The 24,871-nt window shown below is 67.0% G+C and carries 21 protein-coding genes and 2 pseudogenes; 12 read left to right on the forward strand and 11 right to left on the reverse strand.

Going from position 1 to position 24,871, the window contains the following annotated elements; translation table 11 throughout:
* Nucleotides 1-12: 12 nt before the first annotated feature.
* The 6 genes from ACGF7Y_RS19995 (at nucleotide 13) to ACGF7Y_RS20020 (ending at nucleotide 7,801) form a co-directional block, all read left to right on the forward strand.
* A complete protein-coding gene (locus tag ACGF7Y_RS19995) occupies nucleotides 13-1,242 on the forward strand; it encodes a cytochrome P450 (RefSeq protein ID WP_393235820.1) in 1,230 nt (409 codons plus the stop codon).
* 291 nt (nucleotides 1,243-1,533) lie between these two features.
* A complete protein-coding gene (locus ACGF7Y_RS20000; protein ID WP_393235822.1) occupies nucleotides 1,534-2,820 on the forward strand; it encodes a cytochrome P450 in 1,287 nt (428 codons plus the stop codon).
* Between the two features lie 201 nt (nucleotides 2,821-3,021).
* Nucleotides 3,022-4,284, forward strand: coding sequence for a cytochrome P450 (locus tag ACGF7Y_RS20005; RefSeq protein ID WP_393235824.1), 1,263 nt, complete (start codon nucleotides 3,022-3,024; stop codon nucleotides 4,282-4,284).
* 10 nt (nucleotides 4,285-4,294) lie between these two features.
* Entirely contained in the window at nucleotides 4,295-5,524 is a 1,230-nt protein-coding gene (locus tag ACGF7Y_RS20010; protein WP_393235826.1) for a cytochrome P450, read from the forward strand.
* Between the two features lie 106 nt (nucleotides 5,525-5,630).
* Nucleotides 5,631-6,959, forward strand: a complete 1,329-nt coding sequence (locus ACGF7Y_RS20015; RefSeq protein WP_393235828.1) for an MFS transporter — start codon at nucleotides 5,631-5,633, stop codon at nucleotides 6,957-6,959.
* A 341-nt stretch (nucleotides 6,960-7,300) separates the two neighbouring features.
* On the forward strand, nucleotides 7,301-7,801 hold the full coding sequence (locus ACGF7Y_RS20020; protein ID WP_040866291.1) for a flavin reductase family protein: 501 nt from the start codon (nucleotides 7,301-7,303) through the stop codon (nucleotides 7,799-7,801).
* A 32-nt stretch (nucleotides 7,802-7,833) separates the two neighbouring features.
* Here the strand turns inward: ACGF7Y_RS20020 and ACGF7Y_RS20025 are convergent, their stop codons facing one another.
* From ACGF7Y_RS20025 to ACGF7Y_RS20035, 3 genes are all read right to left on the reverse strand, one after another.
* Nucleotides 7,834-8,700, reverse strand: coding sequence for a TIGR03619 family F420-dependent LLM class oxidoreductase (locus tag ACGF7Y_RS20025; protein ID WP_393235831.1), 867 nt, complete (start codon nucleotides 8,698-8,700; stop codon nucleotides 7,834-7,836).
* Nucleotides 8,697-9,071, reverse strand: coding sequence for a MerR family transcriptional regulator (locus tag ACGF7Y_RS20030; protein ID WP_393235832.1), 375 nt, complete (start codon nucleotides 9,069-9,071; stop codon nucleotides 8,697-8,699). Before ACGF7Y_RS20030 ends, ACGF7Y_RS20025 begins: the two co-directional genes overlap by 4 nt.
* A 95-nt stretch (nucleotides 9,072-9,166) precedes the next feature.
* Nucleotides 9,167-10,036, reverse strand: a complete 870-nt coding sequence (locus tag ACGF7Y_RS20035; protein WP_393235834.1) for an alpha/beta fold hydrolase — start codon at nucleotides 10,034-10,036, stop codon at nucleotides 9,167-9,169.
* 64 nt (nucleotides 10,037-10,100) lie between these two features.
* On the opposite strand from ACGF7Y_RS20035, the gene ACGF7Y_RS20040 reads away from it, so the two are divergent.
* A complete protein-coding gene (locus tag ACGF7Y_RS20040) occupies nucleotides 10,101-10,685 on the forward strand; it encodes a TetR/AcrR family transcriptional regulator (protein ID WP_393236171.1) in 585 nt (194 codons plus the stop codon).
* A 30-nt stretch (nucleotides 10,686-10,715) separates the two neighbouring features.
* On the opposite strand, the gene ACGF7Y_RS20045 is transcribed toward ACGF7Y_RS20040, so the two are convergent.
* From ACGF7Y_RS20045 to ACGF7Y_RS20060, 4 genes are all read right to left on the reverse strand, one after another.
* The gene (locus ACGF7Y_RS20045) at nucleotides 10,716-11,756 is read right to left on the reverse strand and encodes a 2-hydroxyacid dehydrogenase (RefSeq protein WP_393235836.1); all 1,041 of its coding nucleotides are present in this window, start codon (nucleotides 11,754-11,756) and stop codon (nucleotides 10,716-10,718) included.
* Between the two features lie 2 nt (nucleotides 11,757-11,758).
* Nucleotides 11,759-12,940, reverse strand: a complete 1,182-nt coding sequence (locus ACGF7Y_RS20050; RefSeq protein WP_393235838.1) for a pyridoxal phosphate-dependent aminotransferase — start codon at nucleotides 12,938-12,940, stop codon at nucleotides 11,759-11,761.
* A gap of 119 nt (nucleotides 12,941-13,059) precedes the next feature.
* Nucleotides 13,060-14,475, reverse strand: a complete 1,416-nt coding sequence (locus ACGF7Y_RS20055) for an MFS transporter (protein ID WP_393235840.1) — start codon at nucleotides 14,473-14,475, stop codon at nucleotides 13,060-13,062.
* A gap of 219 nt (nucleotides 14,476-14,694) precedes the next feature.
* Entirely contained in the window at nucleotides 14,695-16,485 is a 1,791-nt protein-coding gene (locus ACGF7Y_RS20060) for a choline/carnitine O-acyltransferase (RefSeq protein ID WP_393235842.1), read from the reverse strand.
* 804 nt (nucleotides 16,486-17,289) lie between these two features.
* On the opposite strand from ACGF7Y_RS20060, the gene ACGF7Y_RS20065 reads away from it, so the two are divergent.
* Both ACGF7Y_RS20065 and ACGF7Y_RS20070 read left to right on the forward strand, forming a co-directional pair.
* Complete coding sequence (locus ACGF7Y_RS20065) at nucleotides 17,290-18,027, forward strand: IPT/TIG domain-containing protein (RefSeq protein WP_393235844.1); 738 nt, start codon at nucleotides 17,290-17,292, stop codon at nucleotides 18,025-18,027.
* 210 nt (nucleotides 18,028-18,237) lie between these two features.
* A pseudogene (locus tag ACGF7Y_RS20070) lies at nucleotides 18,238-19,051 on the forward strand (IS701 family transposase); the annotation flags it as partial.
* On the opposite strand, the gene ACGF7Y_RS20075 reads toward ACGF7Y_RS20070, so the two are convergent.
* The 3 genes and pseudogenes from ACGF7Y_RS20075 to ACGF7Y_RS20085 form a co-directional block, all read right to left on the reverse strand.
* Nucleotides 19,043-20,359, reverse strand: coding sequence for a lipase family protein (locus tag ACGF7Y_RS20075; RefSeq protein ID WP_393235846.1), 1,317 nt, complete (start codon nucleotides 20,357-20,359; stop codon nucleotides 19,043-19,045). The pseudogene ACGF7Y_RS20070 and the gene ACGF7Y_RS20075 sit on opposite strands and share 9 nt — an antisense overlap.
* Nucleotides 20,360-20,394: 35 nt before the next feature.
* Nucleotides 20,395-21,426 carry an alpha/beta hydrolase gene (locus tag ACGF7Y_RS20080; protein ID WP_393235848.1) on the reverse strand — a complete coding sequence of 344 codons (1,032 nt, stop codon included), beginning with the start codon at nucleotides 21,424-21,426 and terminating at the stop codon, nucleotides 20,395-20,397.
* Between the two features lie 221 nt (nucleotides 21,427-21,647).
* Nucleotides 21,648-21,746: pseudogene (locus ACGF7Y_RS20085) on the reverse strand (DNA-binding response regulator); the annotation flags it as partial.
* On the opposite strand from ACGF7Y_RS20085, the gene ACGF7Y_RS20090 reads away from it, so the two are divergent.
* From ACGF7Y_RS20090 to ACGF7Y_RS20100, 3 genes are read left to right on the forward strand one after another with little or no spacing between them, the layout of a single operon-like run.
* Nucleotides 21,747-21,956, forward strand: a complete 210-nt coding sequence (locus ACGF7Y_RS20090) for a multicopper oxidase domain-containing protein (protein WP_393235849.1) — start codon at nucleotides 21,747-21,749, stop codon at nucleotides 21,954-21,956.
* Nucleotides 21,901-22,707, forward strand: a complete 807-nt coding sequence (locus ACGF7Y_RS20095; protein WP_357040615.1) for a helix-turn-helix domain-containing protein — start codon at nucleotides 21,901-21,903, stop codon at nucleotides 22,705-22,707. Before ACGF7Y_RS20090 ends, ACGF7Y_RS20095 begins: the two co-directional genes overlap by 56 nt.
* A gap of 47 nt (nucleotides 22,708-22,754) precedes the next feature.
* The gene (locus ACGF7Y_RS20100) at nucleotides 22,755-23,651 is read left to right on the forward strand and encodes a sterol desaturase family protein (RefSeq protein WP_393235851.1); all 897 of its coding nucleotides are present in this window, start codon (nucleotides 22,755-22,757) and stop codon (nucleotides 23,649-23,651) included.
* A gap of 53 nt (nucleotides 23,652-23,704) precedes the next feature.
* Here the strand turns inward: ACGF7Y_RS20100 and ACGF7Y_RS20105 are convergent, their stop codons facing one another.
* Nucleotides 23,705-24,766, reverse strand: coding sequence for an NAD-dependent epimerase/dehydratase family protein (locus tag ACGF7Y_RS20105; RefSeq protein ID WP_393235853.1), 1,062 nt, complete (start codon nucleotides 24,764-24,766; stop codon nucleotides 23,705-23,707).
* Between the last annotated feature and the right edge of the window lie 105 nt (nucleotides 24,767-24,871).

Raw genomic sequence — 24,871 nt, forward strand, 5'->3', positions numbered from 1 at the left:
AGAAGCGTCCCGATGTCGCAAGAGCCGATAGTCTTGGATCTGACCGGGTCCGATATCCAAGGCGAGGCCGCGCGGCTGCGCGAGCGTGGGCCGGTGGCCCTGGTGGAACTGCCCGGCGGGGTGCCCGCGTGGTCGATCACCGATGCCGTGGTGCTCAAGACCCTGTTGGCCGACGCGCGCGTGTCGAAGGATCCCCGGCAGCACTGGGCGGCGTTCATGAACGGCGAGATCACCCAGGAGTGGCCGCTGCACCCGTGGGTGGCGGTCGACAACATGTTCACCGCCTACGGCACCGAACATCGGCGGCTGCGCAAGCTGGTCGCGCCGGCGTTCACGCACCGCCGCACCGTGGCGCTTCGACCGCGCATCGAAGCGATCACCGCGGACCTGCTCGACGGGCTGGCGGCGACCCCGCGCGGTGCGGCCGTCGACCTGCGGGAGGGCTACGCCTATCCGGTGCCGATCCAGGTCATCACCGAGCTGATGGGCGTACCCGACCATTTGGGCCCCGGCGTGCGGAAATGTGTCGACGGATTCTTCGACACCTCCTTCGGGCCGGAGGAGGCCCAGGCCAACTATCTCGAGATGTACCGGCTGATCAGCGAACTCGTGGCCTATCGGCGGGAGACGCCTGGCGATGACATCACCAGCGTGCTGATCGCCAGCCGGGACGAGGAGGACGGCTCACAGCTGACCGAGAAGGAACTCGTCGACACCCTGATGCTGGTCATCAACGCCGGGCACGAGACAACGGTGAACCTGCTCGACCAGGCCATCTTCGCGTTGCTCACCCACGCCGACCAGCGCACCGACGTGATGGCGGGCCGGATTCCGTGGTCGGACGTGGTAGAGGAGTCGCTGCGCTTCGAGGCGCCGGTAGCGCACCTGCCGCTGCGCTACGCCGTCGAGGACATCGATATCGCCGGTGTCCGCATCCCCAAGGGCGAGGCGATCCTGGCCTCCTATGTGGCCGCCAACCGCGATCCGAAACTGCACGGCGCCACCGCGGGTGAGTTCGACCCGCGGCGATCGACCAAGGATCATCTGGCCTTCGGTTACGGCGCCCATCACTGCCTGGGCGCGCCGCTGGCCCGGCTGGAAGCCGAGATCGCCCTGCCTGCCATCTTCCGGCGCTTCCCCGACATGCGCCTCGCGACCGATCCGTCCGAGCTGGGCACCGTGCTCAGCTTCATCTCCAACGGTCACTCGGAGCTGCCGGTATTCCTGGAGGCAACGGAGTAGTCCGGTCCGCACCGATATCTCGATCACACTCGCCGGCATCGGGGCAGGCCGTCCCGTATCCGGACGCGGCGACCCGCGTATCCCCCGGGGATACGCGGGCGGAGCTGTTTCGGCGCAGGCGAGTGCGGGACGCGATCGCGCCGACGTGGCGCACGAGATATGCTCTGCCCCGGCGAGATTCGGCGTAGTGTCGAATTCGCCACGCTTGCACGGCAATTCGCATCCCGCGACCCGGGGCACGTGTCGTGCGCCCGCCCTGCTCGTCGAACGTTCCGACTTTGGAGTCACGGTTTGACCCACCCACAGTCCTCGTCCTCCTCCAGCGGCTGCCCGGTCCGGCACGGTTCACCGGTCGGCGCCGACGGCCCCCGGGTCACGCTGTACTCGGACGATTTCGCGGCGGACCCACATCACGCCTACCGGGAAATGCGCCCGCGGTACGGTTCGCTCGTTCCGATAGAACTGTCCCCCGGTGTGCCCGCGACGCTGGTGATCGGGTATCACACCGCGCTGCGCATCCTGAACGATCCCGACCATTTTCCCGCTGATTCGCGGACGTGGCAGAAGACCGTGCCCAGTGACTGCCCGGTCCTGCCGCTGCTCGAGTGGCGCCCGGCCGCGATCCGCAATTCCGGCCTCGAGCATGCCAGGTACCGGCAGGCCACGGTCGCGGCCATCGATGAGATCGACCAATTCGCACTGCACAACACGGTGGAGCAGATCGCCGTTCCCCTGATCAACACCTTCTGCGGCGACGGCTCCGCCGACCTGATCGCGCAGTACGCGTTTCCGCTGGCGTTCGCGGTGATCAACGCGATGCTCGGCTGCCCACCGGATATCGGGCAGCGGGCCGCGATGGGACTGGCCGCGATGTTCGAAGGCGTGGAGGCGGAAAAGGGCAACGCGATGTTCAACGACGCGATGGCGGATCTGGTGGCGCTGAAACGGTCTCAGCCCGGCGACGACATCGTCACCCGCATATTGCAGCACCCCGTCGACTTCGACGACACCGAGATGGTCCAGCAGGTGCTGATGCTCTACGGCGCGGGCATCGAGCCGCAGCAGAACCTGATCATCAACACCCTGCGTCTGATGCTCACCGACCAGCGGTTCGCGGGCGGCATCCTCGGTGGCAGCCTGTCGACCCGGGACGCGCTGGACGAGGTGTTGTTCACCGACCCCCCGTTGTCGAATTACTGCGTCACCTTCCCGCGTCAGCCGATTCTGATCGACGGCGTCTGGCTACCGGCGCACCAGCCGGTGGTGATCAGCATGGCCGGATGCAACAACGACCCGGCGATCAGCACGGGGAAGTACACCGACAACCGGGCTCATCTGGCGTGGAGTGTCGGACCGCACGCCTGCCCGGCCCGGTCGGTGGCCTATATGATCGCCCAGGATGCCATCGACCAGCTGCTCGATGCGCTGCCCGAGATGCGGCTGGCCGTTCCCGCCGAGGAGCTGACCTGGCGACCGGGTCCGTTCCATCGATCGCTGACCGCCCTGCCGGTCCTCTTCCCGGAATCCCCGCCGCTCCCGGTCTTTTCGCATCAGCCGGAGGGAAGTTCGGCGTCGTAGCCGCGCTCCGTTCGGCGAGTTGACCCTGCCGCGTTCCGTTCCGAAGGAGGTTGCCGTTCAGAGGTCGTCGTGCACACAGCTGATGAGGGTGTGCGCCGGCCTGTCACCGATTCCCCGCATCACGTCGACCTACGCCGTCGCGGCGCGCACGCGCCGGGCGATCGCGTTCGTCGGAATGTTCGTTCCTCTGGAGTTTCGTCTTTGACCACGCCACATTTCCCGCCGTCCACATTCGCGAACGGGTGCCCCGTCACGCACAGCTCGCCGATCGATAGCAGCGGCCCTCGCTACCCGTTGTATTCGCAGGAATACGCCGAGGATCCGCATCAGGCCTACCGCGAGATGCGCCGGCAGTACGGTCCGCTCGTCCCGGTCGAACTGTCGCCGAACCTGCCCGCCACGCTGGTGATCGGCTACCACACCGCGCTGCGTATCTTGAACGATCCCGACCACTTCCCGGCCGATCCGCGCACCTGGCAGAAGGACGTTCCTGGCGAGTGTCCGGTCCTGCCGATGCTGGAGTGGCGGCCGAACGCGCTGCGCAGTTCCGGCCTGGAACATCTGCGCTACCGGCAGGCGAACGTCGCGAGCATCGCCGGGGTCGATCTGCACGCGCTGCATGGAACCATCGAGCAGATCGCCATCCCGTTGATCAACGCGTTCTGCGAGGACGGTGCGGCCGATCTGATCAGCCAGTACGCGTTCCCGCTCAGCTTCGCGGTGCTCAACGCCATGATCGGTTGTCCGGCGGACATCGGCCAGCAGGTCGCGACCGGCATGGCCGCCATCTTCGAGGGCGTGAACGCGGACAAGGGCAACGCGATGCTCACCGACGCGCTGTTCGAACTCGTGCAGATGAAGCGCAAAGACCCCGGTGACGACATCACCTCGCGGCTGTTGCGGCACGAGGCGGGCCTGGACGACGTGGAGATGATCCACCAACTGGTCACGCTCTACGGCGCCGGTATCGAACCGATGCAGAACCTGATCGTCAACACGCTGCTGCTGATGCTCACCGACGAACGGTTCGCGGGAGACTTTCTCGGCGGGAGCCTTTCGACCCGCGACGCCCTCGACGAGGTGTTGTTCAACGACCCGCCGATGGCGAACTACTGCGTCAGCTATCCCAAGCAGCCGATCCTCATCGATGATGTCTGGCTGCCTGCGCACCAGCCGGTCGTGATCAGCATGGCGGGCTGCAACAACGATCCCGCGATCGGTGTCGGTCAGCGCACCGACAGCCGCGCGCATCTGGCGTGGAGCGTGGGGCCGCATGCCTGCCCTGCCCGATCGGCCGCGTACCTCGTGGTCCAGGACGCGATCGATCAGATCCTCGACGCGTTGCCCGAGTTGCGCTTGGCCGTGTCGCCCAGCCAGTTGAACTGGCGGCCGGGCCCGTTCCACCGCGCACTGGTGTCGCTGCCCGTGGTCTTTCCGAAATCCCCTCCGCTGACCGTCTTCTAAGGAGTTCTCGATGGACACACAGCCTCTAGTTCTCGACCCGACAGGCGCCGACATCCAGGGTGAATCCGCGCGAATCCGCGCGCGCGGGCCGGTGGCCCTCGTCGAATTGCCGGGCGGTGTGCGGGCGTGGTCGGTCACCGACGCCGATCTGCTCAAGCGGTTGCTGGCCGATCCCAGGGTGTCGAAAGACGGCAAGCAGCACTGGCCCGCGCTCGTCAACGGCGAGATACCCCAGGACTGGCCGCTGTTGCCGTGGGTCGCGGTGGACAACATGTTCACCGCCTACGGCGCGAACCACCGCAGACTGCGCAAACTCGTCGCGCCCGCGTTCACCCACCGCCGCACCCAGGCGATGCGCGCCATGATCGAGCAGATCACCGGTTACCTGCTGAGCGAACTGGCGGCCACACCCGCGGGCGAAGCGGTGGACCTCAGGGAAGGCTTCGCCTACCCGCTGCCGATCCAGGTGATCAGCGCGCTGATGGGCGTCCCGGAGTCCCTGAACGCCGGTCTGCGTACGTGCGTCGACGGTATCTTCGACACTTCGCTCGGGCCCGAACAGTCGCAGGCGAACTATCTGGAGATGTACCGGATCCTCGGTGAGCTCGTCGCCTTTCGGCGTGAAACGCCGGGTGACGACATGACCAGCCTGCTGATCTCGCACCGGGACGAGGACGACGGTTCGCAGCTGACCGAGCAGGAGTTGATCGACACGCTGCTGCTCGTCATCAGCGCCGGGCACGAGACCACGGTGAACCTGTTGGATCAGGCTGTTTTCGCCTTGCTGACCCACCCCGACCAGCTCTCCGAGGTGACCGACGGGCGGGCGACCTGGACCGACCTGATCGAGGAGGCGTTGCGCTACGAGGCGCCCGTGGCGCATCTTCCGCTGCGCTTCGCCACCGACGACATCGAGATCGACGGACTGCGCATCGCCAAGGGCGAGCCGATTCTCGCGTCCTACGCCGGGGCCAACCGCGATCCGAAGCTGCACGGCGCCACCGCGGGCGAGTTCGACGTGCGGCGAGCGACCAAGGAGCACATGTCCTTCGGGTACGGGGCGCATCACTGCCTGGGTGCGCCGCTGGCCCGGTTGGAAGCCGAAATCGCCCTGCCCGCGCTCTTCCAGCGCTTCCCGAACATGCGCTTGGCGGCCGGACCCGATGAACTCGGTACCGTGTCCAGCTTCATCTCCAACGGACACGCCAGGCTTCCGGTGTACCTGGAGCCGGCCGAGTAGCGGCGGACACGCGCCCCCGGTCGCGGCCGGGGGCGCGTGCTCGCGCGAGAGAGGTTCTCCTGCGGCGCACTTGACGAAGCGGTGGTCCGGGGCCGAGAGTGCGCTGATGGTTTCCACCACCGAGGTGGCCGGCGCTACGCTGCGCAAGGTCACGATTCGCCTGGTGCCCTTTCTCGGGCTGCTGTACTTCGTCAACTACCTGGACCGGGTCAACATCGGGTTCGCCGGACCCAGCGGTATGAAGGCCGACCTCGGTCTCACCGAGACCGCCTTCGGATTCGCCTCGGGCATCTTCTTCGTCGGATACCTCCTGCTCGAGGTGCCGAGCAACTTGGCGCTGCACCGGTTCGGCGCCCGGCGCTGGATCGCCCGGATCATGGTCACCTGGGGTCTGGTGGCCACGGCGATGGCGTTCGTGCCCGACGCCACCGTGCTGTACATCCTGCGGTTTCTGCTGGGTGTGGTGGAGGCGGGCTTCTTTCCCGGCATCCTGCTCTATCTGACCTACTGGTTCCCGCAGGCGCAACGGGCGCGGATCGTGGCGTTGTTCATGACCGCGGTACCCATCTCCACCGCGCTGGGCGCGACGGTGTCGAGCCTGATAATCCAGTACGGCGACGGGGTCTTCGGGCTCAGCGGCTGGCGGTTCATGTTCTTGGTCGAGGGGCTGCCCGCCATCGCGCTGGCGGTGGTGACGTGGTTCTACCTGACCGACCGTCCCGAGCGGGCGACCTGGCTGGCCCCCGCGGAAAGGGAATGGCTCGCGGGCGAACTCGCCGCCGAGCAGGCCGCGCTGCGGAGCGCCGAGCACTGGACTCTGCGTCGTGCGCTGACCCATCCGCGGGTGCTCGGGCTCGCCTTGGTCTACGGCGGCATCGTCTACGGCCTCTACGCGCTCGGCTTCTTCCTGCCGACGATCATCGACGGCTTCCAGCAGCAGTACGGCACCCGGTATTCGGTGGTGCAGCGCGGGCTGATCAACGCGGTGCCCTACCTGATCGGGGCGATGGTGATGGTGTGGTGGGGGCGGCACGCCGACCGGACCGGCGAGCGCGTCTGGCACGTCGCGCTGCCCGCGCTGCTCGGCGGCCTCGCCATTCCGGCGGCCCTGTATCTCGGCGATCCGTTCGCCGCGATGATCGCGGTCACCGTCTGCGCGGTGGGCGTGCTCGCGGCGCTGCCGACGTTCTGGGCCCTGCCCGGCACCTTCCTGACCGGTGCCGCCGCGGCGGGCGGCATCGCGCTGATCAACTCGATCGGCAACGTCAGTGGTTTCGTGGCGCCGTACGTCACCGGTGGGCTGAGGGACGCGACGGGAAGCCAGCGCGCCGGGCTCTGGGTGGTGGGGCTGTGCATGATCGCCGCCGCCGCAGGCGTACTGACACTGCGAGGGCGCGCAGGCGACGTTCCGGTGCGCCGGAAGCCGGAGCCGTGATCTGCCGACAGCGGTGCTCACTGCCGGGTCCGGCACTGCTGAACCGGTGGCGACGGGGCAGATCGACCCACGAGTGCACCGGTGCGCTCGCAATGTGGCGACCGCCACCATGCGTTTTCAGTGTCGGCGCGTAAGTCGTTGTGGTGGACTATCATCCACGGGATGTAGACCGGAATGAGCCGATCTACACGGGCCGTCACCCGGGCTTCCCACCCTTCCGGCTTCGCCGTCTCAGACGACCGGCCGCCTCGGTTGTAGGGTGAGCGCCGCCCGGTCCGGCATGTTTGCGCGACGGTCGCGCGGGCATCCGGGGAAGACGTTGCATCACGCTGGGAGGACCGATGGCTACCGAAGACCGGACCGCAGTGTTCGACGCGGTGGTCGCGGCGGCAGACTATCCCGTGCTGCTGGTCACCGCGCAGGCGGATGGCCGGCGCGCCGGTTGTCTCGTCGGATTCGCGACGCAGGTCAGCATCGAGCCGCGCCGGTTCTTGATCGGCCTGTCCAAGAAGAATCACACCTACCGGGTCGCGCAGCGCGCCGAGCGGCTCGCGGTACATTTGCTCGGCAGTGAACAGCTGTCGCTGGCGCGGCTTTTCGGCGGTGAGACCGGCGACGACATCGACAAGTTCGTGCACTGCGACTGGCACGCGGGTCCCGATGGCATTCCGGTGCTCAGCACGGTGCCCAGTTGGTTCAGCGCCCGCATCCGCGAGCGCTACGACTTCGGCGATCACGTCGGAATGCTGCTGGAACCCGAGGACGGCGACGTGCGGCGACCCGCCGCCGAGACTCTGCATTATCACTCGGTGGCGGATCTGGTTGCGGGCCACGCCGTCTGAGGAGGTTTCCGGCGCCGACGAGTGCTCGGTCGCTACGTCCGTGCGTTCGCAAGATCGAAGCGCGCTGCGAAGGCGGACAACTCATCGCGGGCGCGCTCCGGGTCGCCCGTACTCGCGCTCACGACGATCCGCGTGACGCCCTGTTCGGCCATTCCCTCGACCCGCTCGGCGGGCATGTCGATCGATCCCCAGCGGGTGTATTCGAACGCGCTGGGATCCCGGCCCGCCGTATCGGCCGCGGCATGGGCGATCTCCAGCTGGGTGGCGCGTTCGACCGGCCCGAGCACCCCGCCCGGGAAGTAGCCGTCGCCGCGGGATCCGGCCCGGCGCGCGGCGGCGCGGCTCGATCCGCCGACGTGGATCGGCAAAGTTCCGCCCCCGGTGGGTTTCGGATAACTGCACAGGTTCTCGAACCGGAAGAACTCGCCTTCGAAGCTCACCCCGTCCGCGCCGCCGGACCACAGGAGCCGGAGCACGTCGATGGCCTCGTCGGCACGGCGGCCCCGGGTGGCGAAATCGACGCCCACGGCCCGCGCCTCGCCGGGCAGCGTGCCCAGGCCCACCGTGAGCAGGCGCATCCGTCCTTCGGACAGGACGTCGATCGTCGCCAGGCGTTTGGCGAGCACCACCGGATGGTGATAGGGCAGCAGCAGCACCGCGGTGCCGAGCAGAATCCGATCCGTTGCGGCGGCCACGAAACTCAGCGCGTCGAGCGGGTCGGCGAACGGCACCGTCGGCGTGAGCTCCATCGGCCCGATCGTCGCACCCGGGTACAGCGCGACGTGCTCGGGCAGGTAGATCGCCTCGAATCCACAGCGTTCGGCGTGCTGGGCGTAGGCGATCAGTCGATCCGGGTCGACGCCGAAGAAGGGGGTGCTGTAGCTGACCGCGAATCTCACCTCGGCTGCTCGATCCGGTCGAACTCACAGGCCGCCGCGAGCCGGTCGTTCAAATGACCACGCACCTGCGCCAGCCGTTCCATATACGAATCGACCTCGGCCAGCTTGCGCCGCAACGTGGAGACCGAGTCCGGGCAGACGTCTCCGGAGCCGTTGCCCGCCCGCAAGCAGGTGACGAACGGACGGATGTCGTCGAGGTCGAACCCGGCGCCGAGCAGTTCACGGATCTTCGCCACGATCCGCACCTCCGCGTCGTCGTAGGAGCGGTACCCGTTGGCCGCGCGGCGCGGCCGCACCAAACCGTGTTCCTCGTAGTACCGCAGGGCCCGGGTACTCGTGCCCGCCCGCTGCGCCAGTTCGCCGATGCGCATCCGTCCTCCTTCGCCGCCGTCACCGCCACGCTAAACCTTCTCGTCGACGTCAAGGCAAGCGGCCGAGAGCGCTGCCCGGCGTGGTCGCCCGAGCGCTACCGCGGTCTGCGAGTGTTCCGCTCCGGCGTGGTGTGGCGCTCGGCCAAGAACGCCGACATCGCCTCGGCGACCGCGGCGGGCTGGTCGAGCATCGAAAGGACGTAGGCGTCATCGATCTCGACCAGTCTCGCGCCGGGGATGAGTTCGGCGAGCCTGCGGCCGTGCTCGCGCGGCATCACCTTGCCCGCCGACGACCACAGGATCAGCGCGTCGCCCTGGAAGTCGCGCAGTGCCTCGGTATTCGCGATCAATTCCGGCTTGCGGAACCCCGACTTGGTGTAGGCGAGCAGGTCGCGCCGAATCCCGGCATCCCGCAGCCCCGGTTCGGTCCAGTCGCGCACCAGCGCGTCGGACAGCGGGCGCCGCGCCATCCAACCGAACAGCAGCGGCGAGCGACGCAGCCATCGAACGCGTAATTGCCGCAGCGCCAGTGAAACGCCGCCCGGCAGATAGGTGGCGACGGTGGCCATCTTGCCCGGCAGGCCGGGCGGGAAATTGTCGAACGCCTCGCACGGCAGCACGATGAGCCTGCCGACGCGTTCGTCGAGCCCGTAGGCGGTGAGGAACAGCGCACCACCCCAATCGCTGTGCACGAGCGTGACATCCCGCAGATCCAATGCGGCGAGAAGGTCGGCGACGAGTTGATTAAGGCCGCGCAAGCTCAGGTCCACACCCGGCCGCAACGGTAGGGGATGGGCGCCGAGCGGCAGGTCCGGCAGCACGTACCGGAAGCCGTCGGGCAGGGAGTCGATGACCTCGTCCCACACCGTGTGGTTCATCAGCAGACCGTGCAGCAGAACGACCGGCGGTCCTTCGCCGCGCTCGACGTAGTGCACCCGGCCCACCGGTAACTCGACAACGGGCATGTCCGCCTCCATCCGAGCGATCACTCTAGAGTAGTTGCTCTAGTCTGGAACGGTGACCGAGAAGATGTCAACCAGCACCCGGGAACGCCTCGTCACCGCGATGGCCGAGCTGATGCGGACGCAGGGCTACGCGGGCACCAGCGTCAAGCAGCTCACCGTGGCCGCGAGCGCGCCTATGGGGTCGCTCTATCACCACTTCCCCGAGGGGAAACCGCAGATCGCCGCCGCGGCGCTGCGCACGTCCGGAGCCGCGTATCTGCAGTTGCTCCCTCTGCTGTTCGACGCCGACGAAGACCTGCGCGAGGCGATCCCCGCCGCGTTCGCGTCGGCGGCCGAGCAGATCGAACAGACCGGCTGGATGAACATGTGCCCGGTCGGCACCGTCGCGGGTGAGGTCGCCGACAGCGAACCCGGCCTGCGCGAAGTCGCCGCCGAGGTCATCGCCTCTTGGATCGACGAGGGCGCCGACTACTTCGCCCGCCGCGGCTTGCCCGCACCGGACGCCCGCGAGCTCATCCTCGCCGTCCTCGCGGCGCTCGAGGGCGCTTTCGTGCTCAGCCGCACCCTTCGCTCGACCGAACCCTTGCACGCGGCCGGCCGGTCGTTGCGCGCCCGCATCGAGCAGATGCTGAACGGGGTGGGCGAATAGCAGATCGATCCGGCGCGAACCGATTCGACATCATCGACGCGAGGGCCTGCGGCGCGCGGGCGACCAACGGGCGTGATCCCGGAAGCCGGGGTTGACGACTCGCGGGTCTTCTCCGGTCTCGAGAATATTCCCGATGGACTCGACATCAGCCGTGAGCATCGCGCGGAAGGACTCCTCGGTAGCGCCCGCCGCGTGCGGCGTGACGAGAAACCTGTCGTCGCCCAATGCCATCAACCCGAGGGGATCGTCTTTCGCGGAAGGGGCGGGCACGATGTAATAGCCGTCCATGGCAGCGGCCGCGAGGCGGCCGTCGAGCAGCGCGGCTCGCAACGGCGCTGGATCCACGAGCTCCGCTTCGGAAGTGTTGAGCAGAATCGCACCGGGCTTGACGGCAGCCAGCTGCGCTTCACCGATCATCCGGGCCGTCTGCGGGCCGTATGAAGCATGGAGACTGATGACATCGGACTCGGCGAGCAGCTCGGCCAGCTCGACCCGGCGAGCGGGGATGTGCTGTTCCAGTTCCGGTTTCGCTGTTCGGCTCACGTAGACCACGCGCATCCCGAACCCATCGGCCGCCATCCGGGCGACGATAGCGCCGATGGTCCCCATTCCGACGATACCGAGCGTCTTCGCATGAAGGTTGCGTCCCTTGCTCTCGGGCCATCGACCGGCCTTCGTTTCCCTTGTCAGGTCCGTGATCCGGCGCCACGCGTCGAGCATGAGACCGATCGTGAATTCCGCGACCGCACGTGCGTTGGCTCCTGGCGCGTTGGTCACCGCGATTCCCGCCGCGGTCGCTGCCGCGATATCGATGTATGGCTGATATCCGACGCCCATGAACGCTATGACTCGGAGGTCGTCGGCAGTGGACAGCACGGTGGCGGTCGCACGCTCCACACCACCGAGAATGTATGCGTCCTTGCCTATCAGCGCGCGCGCCAATTCGGCTTCGGATAGGTCGTAGCGACGAACATCGACTTCGAGATTCCGCTGACGCAGCCATTCGATATCGGCCGGTGTCGGGTCGGCCCCGGTCAGCAAGGTGCGATAGCGGCTCGATCGAGCGCTCATCGTCATGCGTCCTTCGCGGTGAGCCGGGCGGCGGTGTCTCGCAGCAGTCGCGCGCCCTCCAGCACCAGCCGCGGGTCGCGGGCCAAGGCGACCCGGACGAACTCTCGCCCGCGCTCCGGCTGATTCCAGTAGAAGTTCGTTCCGGGTAGAACGTGGACTCCCTCCCGAATCGCCTCGTGGACGAAGAGCTCGCAATCGAGTCCCTCCCGCAGGCGCAGCCAGTCCACCGAAACAGGCGACCGCAAGTCGGTGAGGAATTCTAATTCACCGTCCGGCAGAATCGATCGGAGGATATCGCGGTTCTGTAGTACGGAAGGAAGGATGCTGCGCTCCATGCCATTCTTGCAGCTGTCCTCGATGAATTCTGTCAGCACTCGGAGATGGAAAGGGGAGACGCTCTGCAACAGGTCGTCGTGCAGCCGGTACATGTCTTTGTACATATCCGGACTGCATGCCGTCAATCCGACCTTGATTTCACTGGTCGGCCAGGTCTTGCCCGTGTCTTCGAGGACGATATAAGAGATTCCCGATTCCTCCAGGACCTCGTACTGCGACCAACCGATGGGTTGAGGCGAGAAGAAGCGGAAGGAGGCGTCGAGGACCAGGGTGCAACGACGGTCGGCGCAACACTGGACCAGCGTTCTGAACTCCGCTTGCGACAGTGTCCATCCGGTGGGGTTGTTGGGCGAGACCAACCAGATCACCGCGGGTTCGAGCCGGGTCATCGCCGCGGGCAGGCGTTCGACGGTGCAATCTTGTTCCGGCAGCGGTACGAGCTCGACATTCTCTCGGCGCAAGATCGATGAGATATTGTCGAAGACCGGCTCGATCAGGGCGACTCGCTTGCCCGCGCGAGCGCAATGACTTACCACCATCGTTATCGCGGACGATGCGGAATACGACAGCATATATCTGGACGCATCTCCGTGCATCGGCTCGCCGGCCAGACGCAGGAAAGCGGCGAGGAACGTTTCCTCCAGCTCGGATTGCGATTGCTCGCGCGCCTCGTAGAATAGCTCCGGGAACCGCTCGACGATGTTGTTCTGCGAGGCCGTCAGCGGTTGACGGCAATGGGCATCCGAAAGGTTTACGGCTCGATCGAGACTGCGTCGCTCATATGTAGTGCTGGTAGTGTGCCCGAGCGGGTTCGGAAGATTCGAACAGTGCGTGCGAATAGATGTCACGGTTGATAAACCTTCGAGATGGTAGGTGCATGCGGGGGCGTGTAGTTTTGTGGCCGTATCGGATGCTCACTCGGCTGAGGGCGAAATCCGGACAGCCGGCAGTTGGCAAGACCCGGGAGTTAAACCGGGCGTCCGCTCCATGGCGAGTCTTTTCGCTCGTGCGGTGACGGAGTTTCGGTCCAAGGTGTCGGGAAGCGTTGCCCGGTCCGGACGGCCTCGACGGCTTCGGAACCCATGGACGGTACGGCCGCGATCTCCGTTCGGTTTCGGTGTCCGGGAACGGGAGGGTCCGCATTCTTCTCGGAAGTGTCACTTCCGTCGGGCCGGGCGTCGAGGGAGCCATAGATATCGTCGCCGAGGACGGCGTCCACTATCCGCCTTGTCGTGGTGACGATGAGTTCTCGACTCACTTCGTCGGGCGCCCCGGGGGTAGGGGCAGCGCGCGCCGCGATCCGGCCCAGCCCGATTCCCGCCCCGATACCGATCGCGGTCGCGGAGAGGAAGCCGCCTGATGAACCGGCGAAGTCGACGGACTGGCTCGCCAGAATGCTTCCCATGGCCACGCCAACCCACATCAGGCTGAAATGAAAACCGAGGGCTTCACCGAGTGCGTCCTCGGAGACAACGGCATTCATCCGATCGGTGCTGGCCGGGAAAACAGCACCGGCCAGCACTCCGACGATGAAAACGGCTATGGCCAGCGAAACCGGCCCGGTGGCCAGGGCACAAGGCACCACGCCGATTCCGAGCCCGACCAGCAGGACATACGGCGAGATGGTTCTGGAGATCGCGCCGTAACCGTACCCGCCGGCCACCGCACCGGCTGCGCCTATGGCCAGCACCAGCCCGATCGACTTCTTGGCGTGGAAATCGTGCATGGCCGTGATGACACTCAGTTCCTCCGCACACAGGACTGCGGCGGCCGCGGCGTATCCGATATTCGGCGCCACGAAACCGATCTGCAACCAGAATCGCTGAGGGGTACGGCGTGATACTCGGCTCGGACCGGTTCGCAGCGGTGGATTCTGCCGCAAGAACACGACCCCGCAACCCACGGCCACCAATCGGACCACGAGCAGCACTACCCCCGTGTCCCAGATACTCATCGCCGCGACACCCAGCGGCGGCCCGACCAGGAGCGAGATATCCGCGGTCACCTCGTACGCGGCGAGCGCCGGTCGCCGCTCGCGTTCGGTCGTGGCGACCGTAATGGCCTGTTTCGCGACGTTGATGATCGGTATCTCGAACCATGCCGCCAACGCCGCCAGCAGCAACAACAGCGGAAAGGGGGCGAATGGTGCGACCAGCCAACAGATCCCGTTCACCACGATCGCCGGTGCGAGAGTGGGCCGCAGGCCCGAGCGATCCAGCCGCGGGCCGCGCTGTAGCTCGGTGCCCGCCATGCACAGGTAGACCACGGTGCTCAGAAGGCCCGCAGCGCCGTAGGAGAGGTCCAACGTGTGCCGCACATGCATGACCAGCAACAGCGATTGGGAGTTGAGAACAGTCCGGAACAGCAGACTGAACAAAATCATATTGCATACTGTTCGATTTGCCAGAAGCTCTCGGTAGGCTTTCACCCCCACTCACCTCTCGGGGCGGGAATCCTACTCTTGGAGGTGATCGGCACGGTTTCGCTCAGGCGAACTCTCTTCCCGTGTTCGCTACCATGCCTTCGTGATCTATACGCACCACGTCTTCGATTGTCGTGCGAGAACTGCCATATTCGACAAGTCATTCATCGACACGCAATGCTAGGCGACGGATGTCGTCTCGAGCAGACCGCACAACTCCGGGATCGCGACCGAGACAGCGTGCGCGAATCGGCGCAATGACTGTGCGATGCCCTCGGCCGCGCTGAGGTGGATGTTGACAGCGCCGGGCTGCACGAGGTAGCCGATCCCGATGCATCGGTCGGCTGTCGGCCCGAAACCGAAGAATCGAACGTTGACCGATGACACGGCACTCGTGCTGAGATAGTCATCGCGCAGAATTCGCCAACCGGGAGATTCGTGCAGCGCCAGCGGCTCACCGCCGTGGAGTCGCTGGATTCGCAGTAGCTCCGCGAGGTGCCGTTCGGGAGCACGCCCCGCCTGGCAGTCTCTGGTGTGAGCGACGTGTACCGCCGCGGCGGTGCGCAGCGCTTCGGCCCGAGCGGTGGCCGTAGCGGTCTCGTCGTTCATCAACGCGACGAAACGAACGACTTCGGGGGTGACCACACGGAGGGCTTCTGTGCGGCCGTGGCGGTAATGCCGCACGGCAACGGATTCATAGGTGGTGCCGAGCGATCCCCTGGACCGCTGATGAGCGAGTTGGTAAGCCATCTGTACCAACGCATCCGGTGATATTCCGAGCCGTTTGGCTGTGTCCGAGCCGAAGCCGTCGAGCGTGACGACCTCCGTGGCGGTCCCGCCCGCTTGCTCGGCGAAGTCGGCCGAGGCTTGCCGAATATCCTGCCGGATAGCCCCGTCGAGACGGAATTCGACCGGTGATATCGCGGGCGCCCGTCCCGGCTCGTCCGCCGAGATCGCTGTCGCACCCGCCAGAACCGCGTCGCACAAGCCGGCCACGGTGGTTCCGTCCAGGCCGGACTCCTCGATGTTGACGCCGGCGCGACCATCGGCGAACACGATGAATGTCAACGCTTTGTCGTACCAGCGGTTCCCGCCGTCGCCGTGCATGAGCTGGTTACACGCAGCGAGTTCGTCTCGGGGCGCGAAGTCGTCCAGCGCGAGGCAGAACAGCGCCGTTTCGATCGTCTCGAATGCGGCGACGTTGTCCGGATCTTCCATGAGGGCCTGGCGAGCCCTCGCCCAAGTGGTGCGTGGTCCAGTTGTCAGCGCACCCGGCGACACCTCCCCGGCCGGATCGGCTCTTCTGATCGCGTCCAGCCCGGCGATCAGGTCCTCGATGGAATGCGGGATGCCGTCCGCCGCGACGACGTCCATTCGGAACGCATGACTTCGGAAGAAGACGACGATGTGCCGGGCCGTCGACGGGCCGGGCTCGGCGGCACTGTAGGCGGAGCGCACGGTGTCGCACTCGATGCCGGGGATCCGGGTGGTGGAGAACAGGCGCCTGTTCTGATGCATGGACAGTGGCCGGCCGCGCAGCAGCACAGGCGCTACCATCTCGGCGTCGAGTTCGAATTTGTACGCGGCGGTACGGAAGATCAGTTCGGCGGCACGTTCGAGTTGCCCATGTTCCGAGTCCGGGAACAAGAAGAAGGAATTCGCGTTGTACGCGATACTGTCCCGATAGCCGAGATGGCGAGAGTTCCAGAATGCGTCGAGCCAACTATGGACGCCGGGTGTCCGATCGAATCGCTCGATCTCGCTTTGCCGAGTCCGCGCCGGACTGTCCGGTGCGAGGAACTGCTCCACGGCCGCTTTCGTGGCAGTGAGTTCCTCGTCGGTCAGCAACGGCGAGCACCTCTCGAGAAACCGTTCGCACGTTTCCTCCAATGTCGGGATGGGAAGCCGTGGCAATTGCTCGTCGTAATCGTATGTGCTGACGGACATCCCGGTGGCGAGTTTCTCGGTCACCGTGAGAGTGTCTCATCGCTACCGCAGCGACTGACTCCAACGGTGGGAATGCCGAAGGAGGCTTTTCCGCGGGCGGTACGCGGATCTTCGAGCTGGACTCACCGCGGTCGGCCGGCTCGGCGCGGGCATCGAACCCTGCTCCCCGCGCAGCCGCTGACCAGCGCGAACACCACCGTAATGGCCACCTTCGGCTCGTCGGCCGTGGCGGTGCCGCCGCCTTGCGAGCGCGGAGCGAACCTGAGGTGGCGGCGGCTCTGCCGGTGTCTGCAACCCTGCCGGTTCCCGCCCTCGAGGCAGCTCGGCGACAGCCGCGAGACATGCTGCGACACAACGAATCACGGTTGTGGTCTCGAACGGACCGGCACCGATGCCGGAAGCTGTCCATCGGCGGCGCGAAGGGAGGTGGCATCGGCAAACGCGCATCCCCCGTACGCATGCCCCCGAATATTCGGGCCGACCCATATCCATGTCGAGGGCCACCTCCTGGTCGCGTACGCCGAAGCAGTCTGTCCGACAGGAAGTTTCACAGTATCGGATGTCTCGAATCGCGCGCTCCCCACGAGTGGGGAGCGCAATGGGCTGTGGTCTGCCCGGTCCCCCCGGGCAGCCGACGTGAGACACAGTCTTATCGCTGTGTAATCGAGCCGGTCATAAACCAGACGGAAGCGGACAAAAACGGACGAAAACGGATCGCGATATGCATTGCCGCAGCGCTGGTTTCAGGGCCTTAATGGTTACAGCCGGGCAACCAAAAGGTCGAGCACCCCCCGGTGCAGGTAATCAACTCTGAAAAGGGGCAATGCCATGCCTACTATCACTTCGGTATCGCCGACCACGGGCCCGACTTCGGGGGGTAACAGTGTGGTTATCACCGGAACCGGATTCACCGGGCCGACCACGGTGCGATTCGGCGCGACCGCAACGACTTTCACCCTGGATTCCGATACGCAGATCACGGCGATCGCCCCGCCCGGCGCCGGCACCGTACAGGTCACCGTTGCCAATGCGGGTGGAACCAGCAATGGTTTTCCGTACACCTATGTCGTGCAGCCACCTGTGGTGGCCGCGGTGATTCCGAATTCCGGGCCGTCGACCGGTGGAACCCTGGTTTTGATCGTCGGAACCGGCTTCACCGGAGTTACTTCGGTCAAATTCGGTGCCACGCCGGCCACGCTCTTCTTCGGAGTCTCCAGCACGCTGATCATCGCGATCGCTCCGCCGGGAACGGGTACCGTGCCGGTCACCGTCACCACTCCGGCCGGTACAAGTCCGGGAGTGCCGTACACGTATGTCTCGGTGCCGACGCTGATTTCGATCACGCCGAATACCGGGCCGGTGACCGGCGGTACCGCGGTCACGATCACCGGCACCGGATTCACCGGCGCCACCGGTGTGTTCTTCGGTTTCCTTCCGGCAGTGTCGTTCACGGTGAATTCCGACACGCAGATCACCGCGATCACCCCGGTGGGATTCGGTCCGGTGCCGGTCACGGTCACCGGTCCGGGCGGCATCGCCACCGGCGTGTTCTTCATCTACAGCTGACGCCGCCGCCCGCATGTGCCCGAGCCTGAGGCAGTAGTACTGCGCAGGTGGCGGCATCCGAAGGCCGGAGGGGTCGACCCTGATGCACGGGTCGGCCCCTTCGGTCGTGGTGAGGTCGACTCGGGGTCGTCGGACGACTCGATCGTCGGCGGGCCGGAGACACCGGTACGGCGACCGCTGCGCGACGCGGAGCGGCAGGCGAGCTAGAGGATCGGTAACCGGTTCACGCGGTCGGAGCCGCGGGGTGGGGCCCGGGAGTATGTGGCGGGGCTCGAGCGGAAGAACGGGTGGACGCTGGCCGAGCAAGCCGGTGAGGTGAGCCCGGACGGGATGCAGCGGTTGTTGCGGTGGGCGGACCGGGACATCGACGGAGTCCGCGACGATGTGCGCTCGTATGTGACCGAGCGGCTCGGTGACCGGGACGCGGTGCTGATCGCCGATGACACCGGTTTCCTGAAGAAAGGCATCCGCTCGGCGGGGGTGCGGCGCCAGTACTCCGGCACGGCCGGGCGGACGGAGACCTGCCAGATCGGAGTGTTCCTGGCGTATGCCTCCCGCCATGGCGATGCTGGAACGGGCAGTGTCGGCGAAGGTGCCGTTTCGGTGGTTCACCGCCGACGAAGCCCACGGTCAGGTCAAGTACCTGCGGGTATGGCTCGAACAACACGACATCGCCCACGTACTGGCGACCCGCCGCAACGACACCCTGATCGCCGGCCTGTTCACCGAGGCCCGCGCTGACGAGCTCGTTGCCGCGCTCCCGCCCAAGGCGTAGCAGCCGATCTCCGCTGGTGCCGGTGCGCACCGCCCCCCGACTACGACTGGGCGCGGGTGCCGATCCGTATCGGGTGGGAACTCGGGCGCGGGCACTGGTTGCTGGCCCGGCGCAGCATCTCCAACCCTGCCGAGTTCGCCTACTACGTCTGCTACGGACCCCGCAGATCCACCATCGCCGATCTGGCCTGGATCGCGGGCGCCCGCTTGGCGCATCGAGGAATGCTTCCAGCAGGGTGGGTCAGCGGCTCGGCAGCATCTGGGCCAGAAATGCGGCTGTATCGTGGCGGGCGTGCGGCAAGAGTGTGAAGTGGTCGGCCGCGGGGTAGACAAGCAGGCGGCTGTCGGTGCCGCTTTGTTCGAGTTGTTGCTGGAGCAGGACGGTGGTCGGGATCGGTTGCACAGTGTCGGCTCCGCCCTGCAGAAGCAGCAGCGGCCGGTCGTAGCCGGTCATGGGCGCGGCCATGTACTCGCGCAGTGCGGCGGTCAGGGCCGGATCGGACAGGGGTTCGGCGAACAGCTGACCGAAGGGACGACCGGTGAGGGCTTGTTCCGCTGACCTCAGGCAGTCTTCCCCGGACTCCGCGATGGCCACCACATGTTTGCCTCGTTCGCTGAGGTGGTCGGCAACGCCCAGCTCCGGATGCGCGTGGTCGAGGCCGGCCAGGATCATCAAGACCCTGAGCTGCAGTCCCGCGGGGAGCGGCACAGCCAGGCCCGGTCCGGAGAGCGCGGAGATCAACTGCTCGTAGTTGCTCGTCGGAGCGAATGCGGCGGTGCCGCGCAGATCGAGTTCCGGTGCGTAGCTCGAAGACAACTGTGCCGCGTGCAACACCGCGTGCCCGCCGATCGAATGTCCGGCCAGCGCATAGGAATCCGATAGGTCCGGCTCGACGAGGCGGCCGGCGCGGACGATATCGAGCACCGCGTGTCCTTCCGCGCGCCCGGAAAGATACTCGTAGCGCCCGGGCGCCCCGAGCCCGATGTAGTCGGTGGCCACCACGGCGTACCCCTGGGCTAGCAGGTCTGTCAGCTGCGGTGTTTCGTCGTGTGTATCCGCGATCCCGCCGAGGAGATTGGGTGCACACCCCTGTGCCATCCCGCTCGTGCCGTGCGCCCAGGACACTACCCGCCACCCGCCCGGCGGTGCAGCCCCGGCGGGCAGGTAGACGTTTCCGCCGCTGATCGCCGGCTCGCCGTCGCGGCCGGTGGTTCGATAGACGAGCCGATACCCCTCGCCCGCCGCGGGAATGAGTTCGGTCGCCTCCAGCGACCGGGACGACACGATGGCTCCGGGGCCGCTCGAAGCTACCGGGTCCGCCGCTGCCACTCCTGCGACCGGTACCGCGCATCCGGCGACCAGCAGCGCCGAAATCGCGCGTCGTACGGCGATCCGCACGCCTGGCCCGGTTGTCGTATTTCGCATAGAACGCCTCTCATGTAATGGGGTGAACGAAAGGAAGGTGCCGGGTATGGCCGCTTCGCCGACCGGCCGTATAGCCCTCGACCGGCGGCCGGAGTCGGCACACCGCACTCGCGGGCACGAGCGACTACGCATGTCGGCCCGCTCGCCCGAAGGGGAACGGTGCCCTTTCACGAACCGCCGTGAGCCCGCCAGATCGCCGACGGGTTCGGCGACTGAGGCGGGCACGTCTGCTCGCTGGGCCGTGCCAGCAGGTGGGTACGGAGGTAACCGAGGATCTCGGCGCGGGCCGGCCGGGCCGCGGGAACCAGCCCGGGCATGGAAAGGAAGGCGTGCACCGCGTCCGGATAGTGCGTCAGCGTCGCGTCGACGCCCGCCTGCCGCAGGCGGTCGGCGTAGGCCGGGGCCTGGTCCGCCAGCGGGTCCAGCCCCGCGGCTTGGATGAGCGCCGGGGCCGCCCCCTCGAGGTCGTCACGCAGCAGGGGGGTGATCGTCGTGCGATCGAACGGTTCGGGAATCGCGAAACGCAGCATGGCACGGCAGAAGGCCGGCGTCGGGCTCGGTGCGTCCGCGTTCTCGGTGAACGAGTGATAGTCGAATATACGGTCGGTCCAATCGAGTTGCGGATTTATCAGCACCTGCGCCCGTACCGCCAGCCCGAGTTCGCGGGCGTGGATCGCAGTGAGCGCCGCGAGCGTGGCTCCCGCGCTGGCGCCCAGCAGGGCGATTCGGGCGGGGTCCGCGCAGAACGCCGGGGCCGATTCGGCCAGCTGGGCCGCGGCGTCGTGGGCGTCTTCGACGAATGCGCCGATGCGATGTTCGGGGGCCAGCCGGTAGTCGACGGAGGTGACCACGGCCGGAAGGTTCGCCGCCAAGTGCCCGAGCAGCCAATCGTCCTGATCCGGGGCACCGCCGAGGAATCCGCCGCCGTGGAACGCAATGATCAAAGGCAGCGCCGAGTCTTCCCGTTCGGGCCGGTAGACCCGCACGTCCACGCGTCGTTGTGGGAGATCGAGTGTGTGCGTGGTGATGCGAGCGCGCTGATCAGGCTTGCCGGTGACCAGCCTGCCCAGTGCCGAGCGGCGCTTGTGGGCCTGAGCCTCACGTACCTCGATGATCTGTTCGGGGGTGATCGAATCCCAGTCCGGCTCGGTGGTAAGCGCGGACAGAATGCGAACTCGCAGTGGAACTTTGCCTCTCACGCCATCGATTCTCGATCCGGTGGGCACGTCCCGCGTCCGTCAGCGGTCGGCACTGTCTACGTCGATCCGCGTACGCAGATCGCGAACGTCTGCGCGGGAGGTCGTAGCCGCGCGGACGTCGACGAGGACCGAGCCGTGTGGCGGCTGTGCCGGACGAATGCGATCGCCGCGGGCTGCCGCAGCCAGGGCTGGGTCAGCCCGGTCTGGTAGGCGATGACGACCAGCAGGGCGTCGCCGTCGGCGATCACCCGGATGGCGTGCAGCAGTTCGGCGGCTCGCGCGTCTTTGCGCAGGAATCCGCTCGCGCCCGCCCGCGAGGCATGGGCAGCCCGCTGTGGGTCGACACCTTCGATGTTCGCCCCGGAGAAGTCTGGGAAGTCGTGTTTCGAGCATCGAATCCGGGCATCTGGATGAATCACTGCCACAACCTGCCGCACGCACATCAGGGGATGATGCTGCCCGTACGCTACGACGGTGTCACCACTCCGTTCGGCGGCATGCGGGACGCAGGCTCCCGACGCCACCATTGACGAGCGCACCGGCCCGCAGCCCTGGCGCGGCGAGGTCCTGCTGCGTCCCGGCGTGCTCGCCTTCAGCGGATCGATCGGCCCGACCGGCACCCACGCCCACCACGCCGTCCAGGTGATAGTCGGGGCCGGCCCGATCACCGTTGCCGGCGACCACGCCGAGTGCACCGGTACCCACATGATCATCCCCGCCGATGCATCGCATCGCGTTCTGCGCGGCGCCCCCGCAGGTATCGCGGTGTTCCTCGATCCGGACAGCACCGCCGGTCGTGCCGCCACGCACCGCGCCCACACCGCCGGCTGGTCCGGTGGACCGGCGCTGTCCCTGCCCGATCAGGATGCGCCGGTGGCCGCGGCCGTCACCGAACTGATGGCGATCTTGGCGCCGCACAGCACAGCCGTCTCCCACGCCGTCCGCCACCCGGCGGTGGCCTCCGCGCTGCACTGCCTGCCGGTCGTCGTCGCCTCCGGGACCATTCGCACCGCCGATCTCGCCGCCCGCGTTGGCATTTCGGCGAGCAGACTGACACATCTTTTCACCGCTCAGGTCGGGCTGCCGCTGCGCCGCTACGTGCTCTGGTTGCGGCTGATGATCGCGCGGGACGCGGTGGCCGGCGGCGCGGACCTCACCACCGCCGCGCACGCCGCCGGGTTCGCCGACAGCGCCCACCTGACTCGCACCTGCCGGGAGACCTTCGGCCTGCCGCCCTCGGCGCTGAGCCGGAACCTGTCCTGGCACAACGATTCGCGTTAGCCGAATCGTTCAAGCCGGATGCGGTGTCGAGCCAGCACGCTCAACGCATGCACACGACCATACTGTTGGCGACACAACGAATCACGCGGTATGCCTACGTACCGTTCATGCTGCTCGGGCTCAACGGGCTCGGTATCGCCCTCTCGGCTGCGGGCGCCCCGAAATACTGGCTCCTCGCGATCCTGGCCTCGGCGATCGCAGCCTCGTTCCTGGCCGAACGGATCATCCCGTACGAGCAGGGCTGGAACCACGACCTCGGCGACAGTCGCCGCGACCGCATCCACGCGATGGTCAACGAAACTCTGATCCTGATCAGCGTCGCCGCCATTCCGCTGCTGGCCGCGATCGTCCCGAGCGCGCGGATCTGGCCCGGCGAGCTGCCCTTCGCCGGACAGGTCCTCCTTGCCGTACTGATCGCCGACTTCGGCATCACCACGGTGCATCTGGCCAGTCACAAGATCGGGCTGCTGTGGCGATTCCACGCCGTGCACCACAGCGTCACCCGGTTCTACGGACTCAACGGCCTGATGAAACATCCCGTCCACCAGACCGTCGAGATGGCCGCCGGCGTCGCGCCGCTGATTCTGCTCGGCCTGCCCGTCGACGTGGCCTCCGTCCTCGCCCTCGCCGTCGCGATCCAGCTGCTGCTACAGCACTCCAATGCCGACTACCGTGTCGGTCCCGCCGGATACGTCCTCGCGCTCAACGCGGGCCACCGCTTCCATCACCTCAAGTGGGCCGGTATCGGCGACGTGAACTTCGGGCTGTTCACCCTGCTCTGGGACCACCTCTACCGCACCTACTCCTACGATCCCGGCCGGCGCTTCACCTCCGAACAGCTCGGCATGGCGGCCAAACCCGATTACCCGGTCGACTACGCCCGCCAGCTGATCCACCCGTTCACCGCCGCGGGCGGCTGCGGGACGACCACCACGAACACATAGACGCGACGCTTCGCTTCGACCACGCCCAGCGCGCCGTGTCAGCTGTCTGGCATCTAGCCGACACCCAGCTCTCGGCCACCCACCCCGGATGCGAATTCCCGCCAGCGCCAAGCCCCGCCCGCGTCGCGAGCCAGAGGTGGGGTGTCTTCCCCCGCGCCGGCGCGCAAACCGGAGAGCAAATGCCGGATGGCATCGACCGCGGTGAACCGCGGCGTCCAGCCGAGCTCCGCCCGCGCGCGGCCGGTGTCCAGGATCGGCAGGCGCATCACCGCGTCGAACAGGTCCGGCGCCGCGGGCAGGGTCCGCGCGTGCCACCCCATGGCGAGCGCGGCGCGGACGAGTCCGGGCGGCACGGACACCACCCGGGCACCGAACAGCTCGGCCAGCCGGTCGCGGTCGATCACCGGTTCCGCGGCCAGATTGAACGGCCCACGCGCGTCGGTCGCGATCGCGAGCGCATAGGCGCGACCGACGTCGTCGCTGTGTACCGCTTGGAAGCGCAGGCCCCGTGGAAGCGGCAGGATCGGCGGGAGCCCCGGCCGGATCAGGCGATTCGGCAGCAGCGGCCCGGCGAACAAGCGCCGCTGCTGGCTGGCGGTCTCCCGGCGGAAGATGAACCCCGGGCGCATCCGCACCACGCGGCGATCCGGATTCTCGGCCTCGAACCGATCCAGCAGCCGTTCGACATAGGCCTTCTCACGGGTGTACGCGGCAGGCGGCCAGCCATCGGTCGGCCAGCTCTCCGGCACCGGCTCGTCGTCGTGGCACGGGGAGTAGGCGCCGACCGACGAGGCGTAGATGAAAGCCGGGACCTGCGCAGCGGCCACGGCACGCAGCACGCGCTCCGTGCCGCCCACATTCGCCCGCCAAGTGACCATGGGCTGATGGCTGGGCTGGAACAGCCATGCCAAATGCACCACCGCGTCGGCGCCGTGGAAGTGGGATTCCAGGTCGTCGGTTCGCACGTCCGCCCGCACCCATTCGACGCCATCCCACGACTTGCTCGGGACGCGTCGCGCGATTCCCACGATCGAACCGACCCCCGCTTCGGCCGACAGGGTCTCCAGCAAGCTCGTCCCCACGTTTCCGGTGGCACCGACCACGACTACGCGCATATCTGCTCCTCGGCTCGGCGGCGAGATTCGACAGCGATGTACCCAGCCTCCGGACGACGACACCCGGCCATCCGTTCCAGCTGGATAAAGATGGAAACAGGCGGG

The sequence above is a fragment of the Nocardia sp. NPDC047654 genome (genome assembly GCF_043205035.1).
GTDB lineage: Bacteria > Actinomycetota > Actinomycetes > Mycobacteriales > Mycobacteriaceae > Nocardia.

What these genes read in the sequence shown, in the direction of transcription:
- ACGF7Y_RS19995 (WP_393235820.1), top strand. Translation starts at nt 13, where the DNA reads ATGTCGCAAGAGCCGATAGTCTTGGATCTGACCGGGTCCGATATCCAA.
- ACGF7Y_RS20010 (WP_393235826.1), top strand. Translation starts at nt 4,295, where the DNA reads ATGGACACACAGCCTCTAGTTCTCGACCCGACAGGCGCCGACATCCAG.
- ACGF7Y_RS20015 (WP_393235828.1), top strand. Translation starts at nt 5,631, where the DNA reads ATGGTTTCCACCACCGAGGTGGCCGGCGCTACGCTGCGCAAGGTCACG.
- ACGF7Y_RS20020 (WP_040866291.1), top strand. Translation starts at nt 7,301, where the DNA reads ATGGCTACCGAAGACCGGACCGCAGTGTTCGACGCGGTGGTCGCGGCG.
- ACGF7Y_RS20030 (WP_393235832.1), bottom strand. Translation starts at nt 9,071, where the DNA reads ATGCGCATCGGCGAACTGGCGCAGCGGGCGGGCACGAGTACCCGGGCC.
- ACGF7Y_RS20035 (WP_393235834.1), bottom strand. Translation starts at nt 10,036, where the DNA reads ATGCCCGTTGTCGAGTTACCGGTGGGCCGGGTGCACTACGTCGAGCGC.
- ACGF7Y_RS20040 (WP_393236171.1), top strand. Translation starts at nt 10,101, where the DNA reads ATGTCAACCAGCACCCGGGAACGCCTCGTCACCGCGATGGCCGAGCTG.
- ACGF7Y_RS20045 (WP_393235836.1), bottom strand. Translation starts at nt 11,756, where the DNA reads ATGAGCGCTCGATCGAGCCGCTATCGCACCTTGCTGACCGGGGCCGAC.
- ACGF7Y_RS20055 (WP_393235840.1), bottom strand. Translation starts at nt 14,475, where the DNA reads ATGATTTTGTTCAGTCTGCTGTTCCGGACTGTTCTCAACTCCCAATCG.
- ACGF7Y_RS20065 (WP_393235844.1), top strand. Translation starts at nt 17,290, where the DNA reads ATGCCTACTATCACTTCGGTATCGCCGACCACGGGCCCGACTTCGGGG.
- ACGF7Y_RS20075 (WP_393235846.1), bottom strand. Translation starts at nt 20,359, where the DNA reads ATGCGTAGTCGCTCGTGCCCGCGAGTGCGGTGTGCCGACTCCGGCCGC.
- ACGF7Y_RS20090 (WP_393235849.1), top strand. Translation starts at nt 21,747, where the DNA reads ATGGGCAGCCCGCTGTGGGTCGACACCTTCGATGTTCGCCCCGGAGAA.
- ACGF7Y_RS20100 (WP_393235851.1), top strand. Translation starts at nt 22,755, where the DNA reads ATGCACACGACCATACTGTTGGCGACACAACGAATCACGCGGTATGCC.
- ACGF7Y_RS20105 (WP_393235853.1), bottom strand. Translation starts at nt 24,766, where the DNA reads ATGCGCGTAGTCGTGGTCGGTGCCACCGGAAACGTGGGGACGAGCTTG.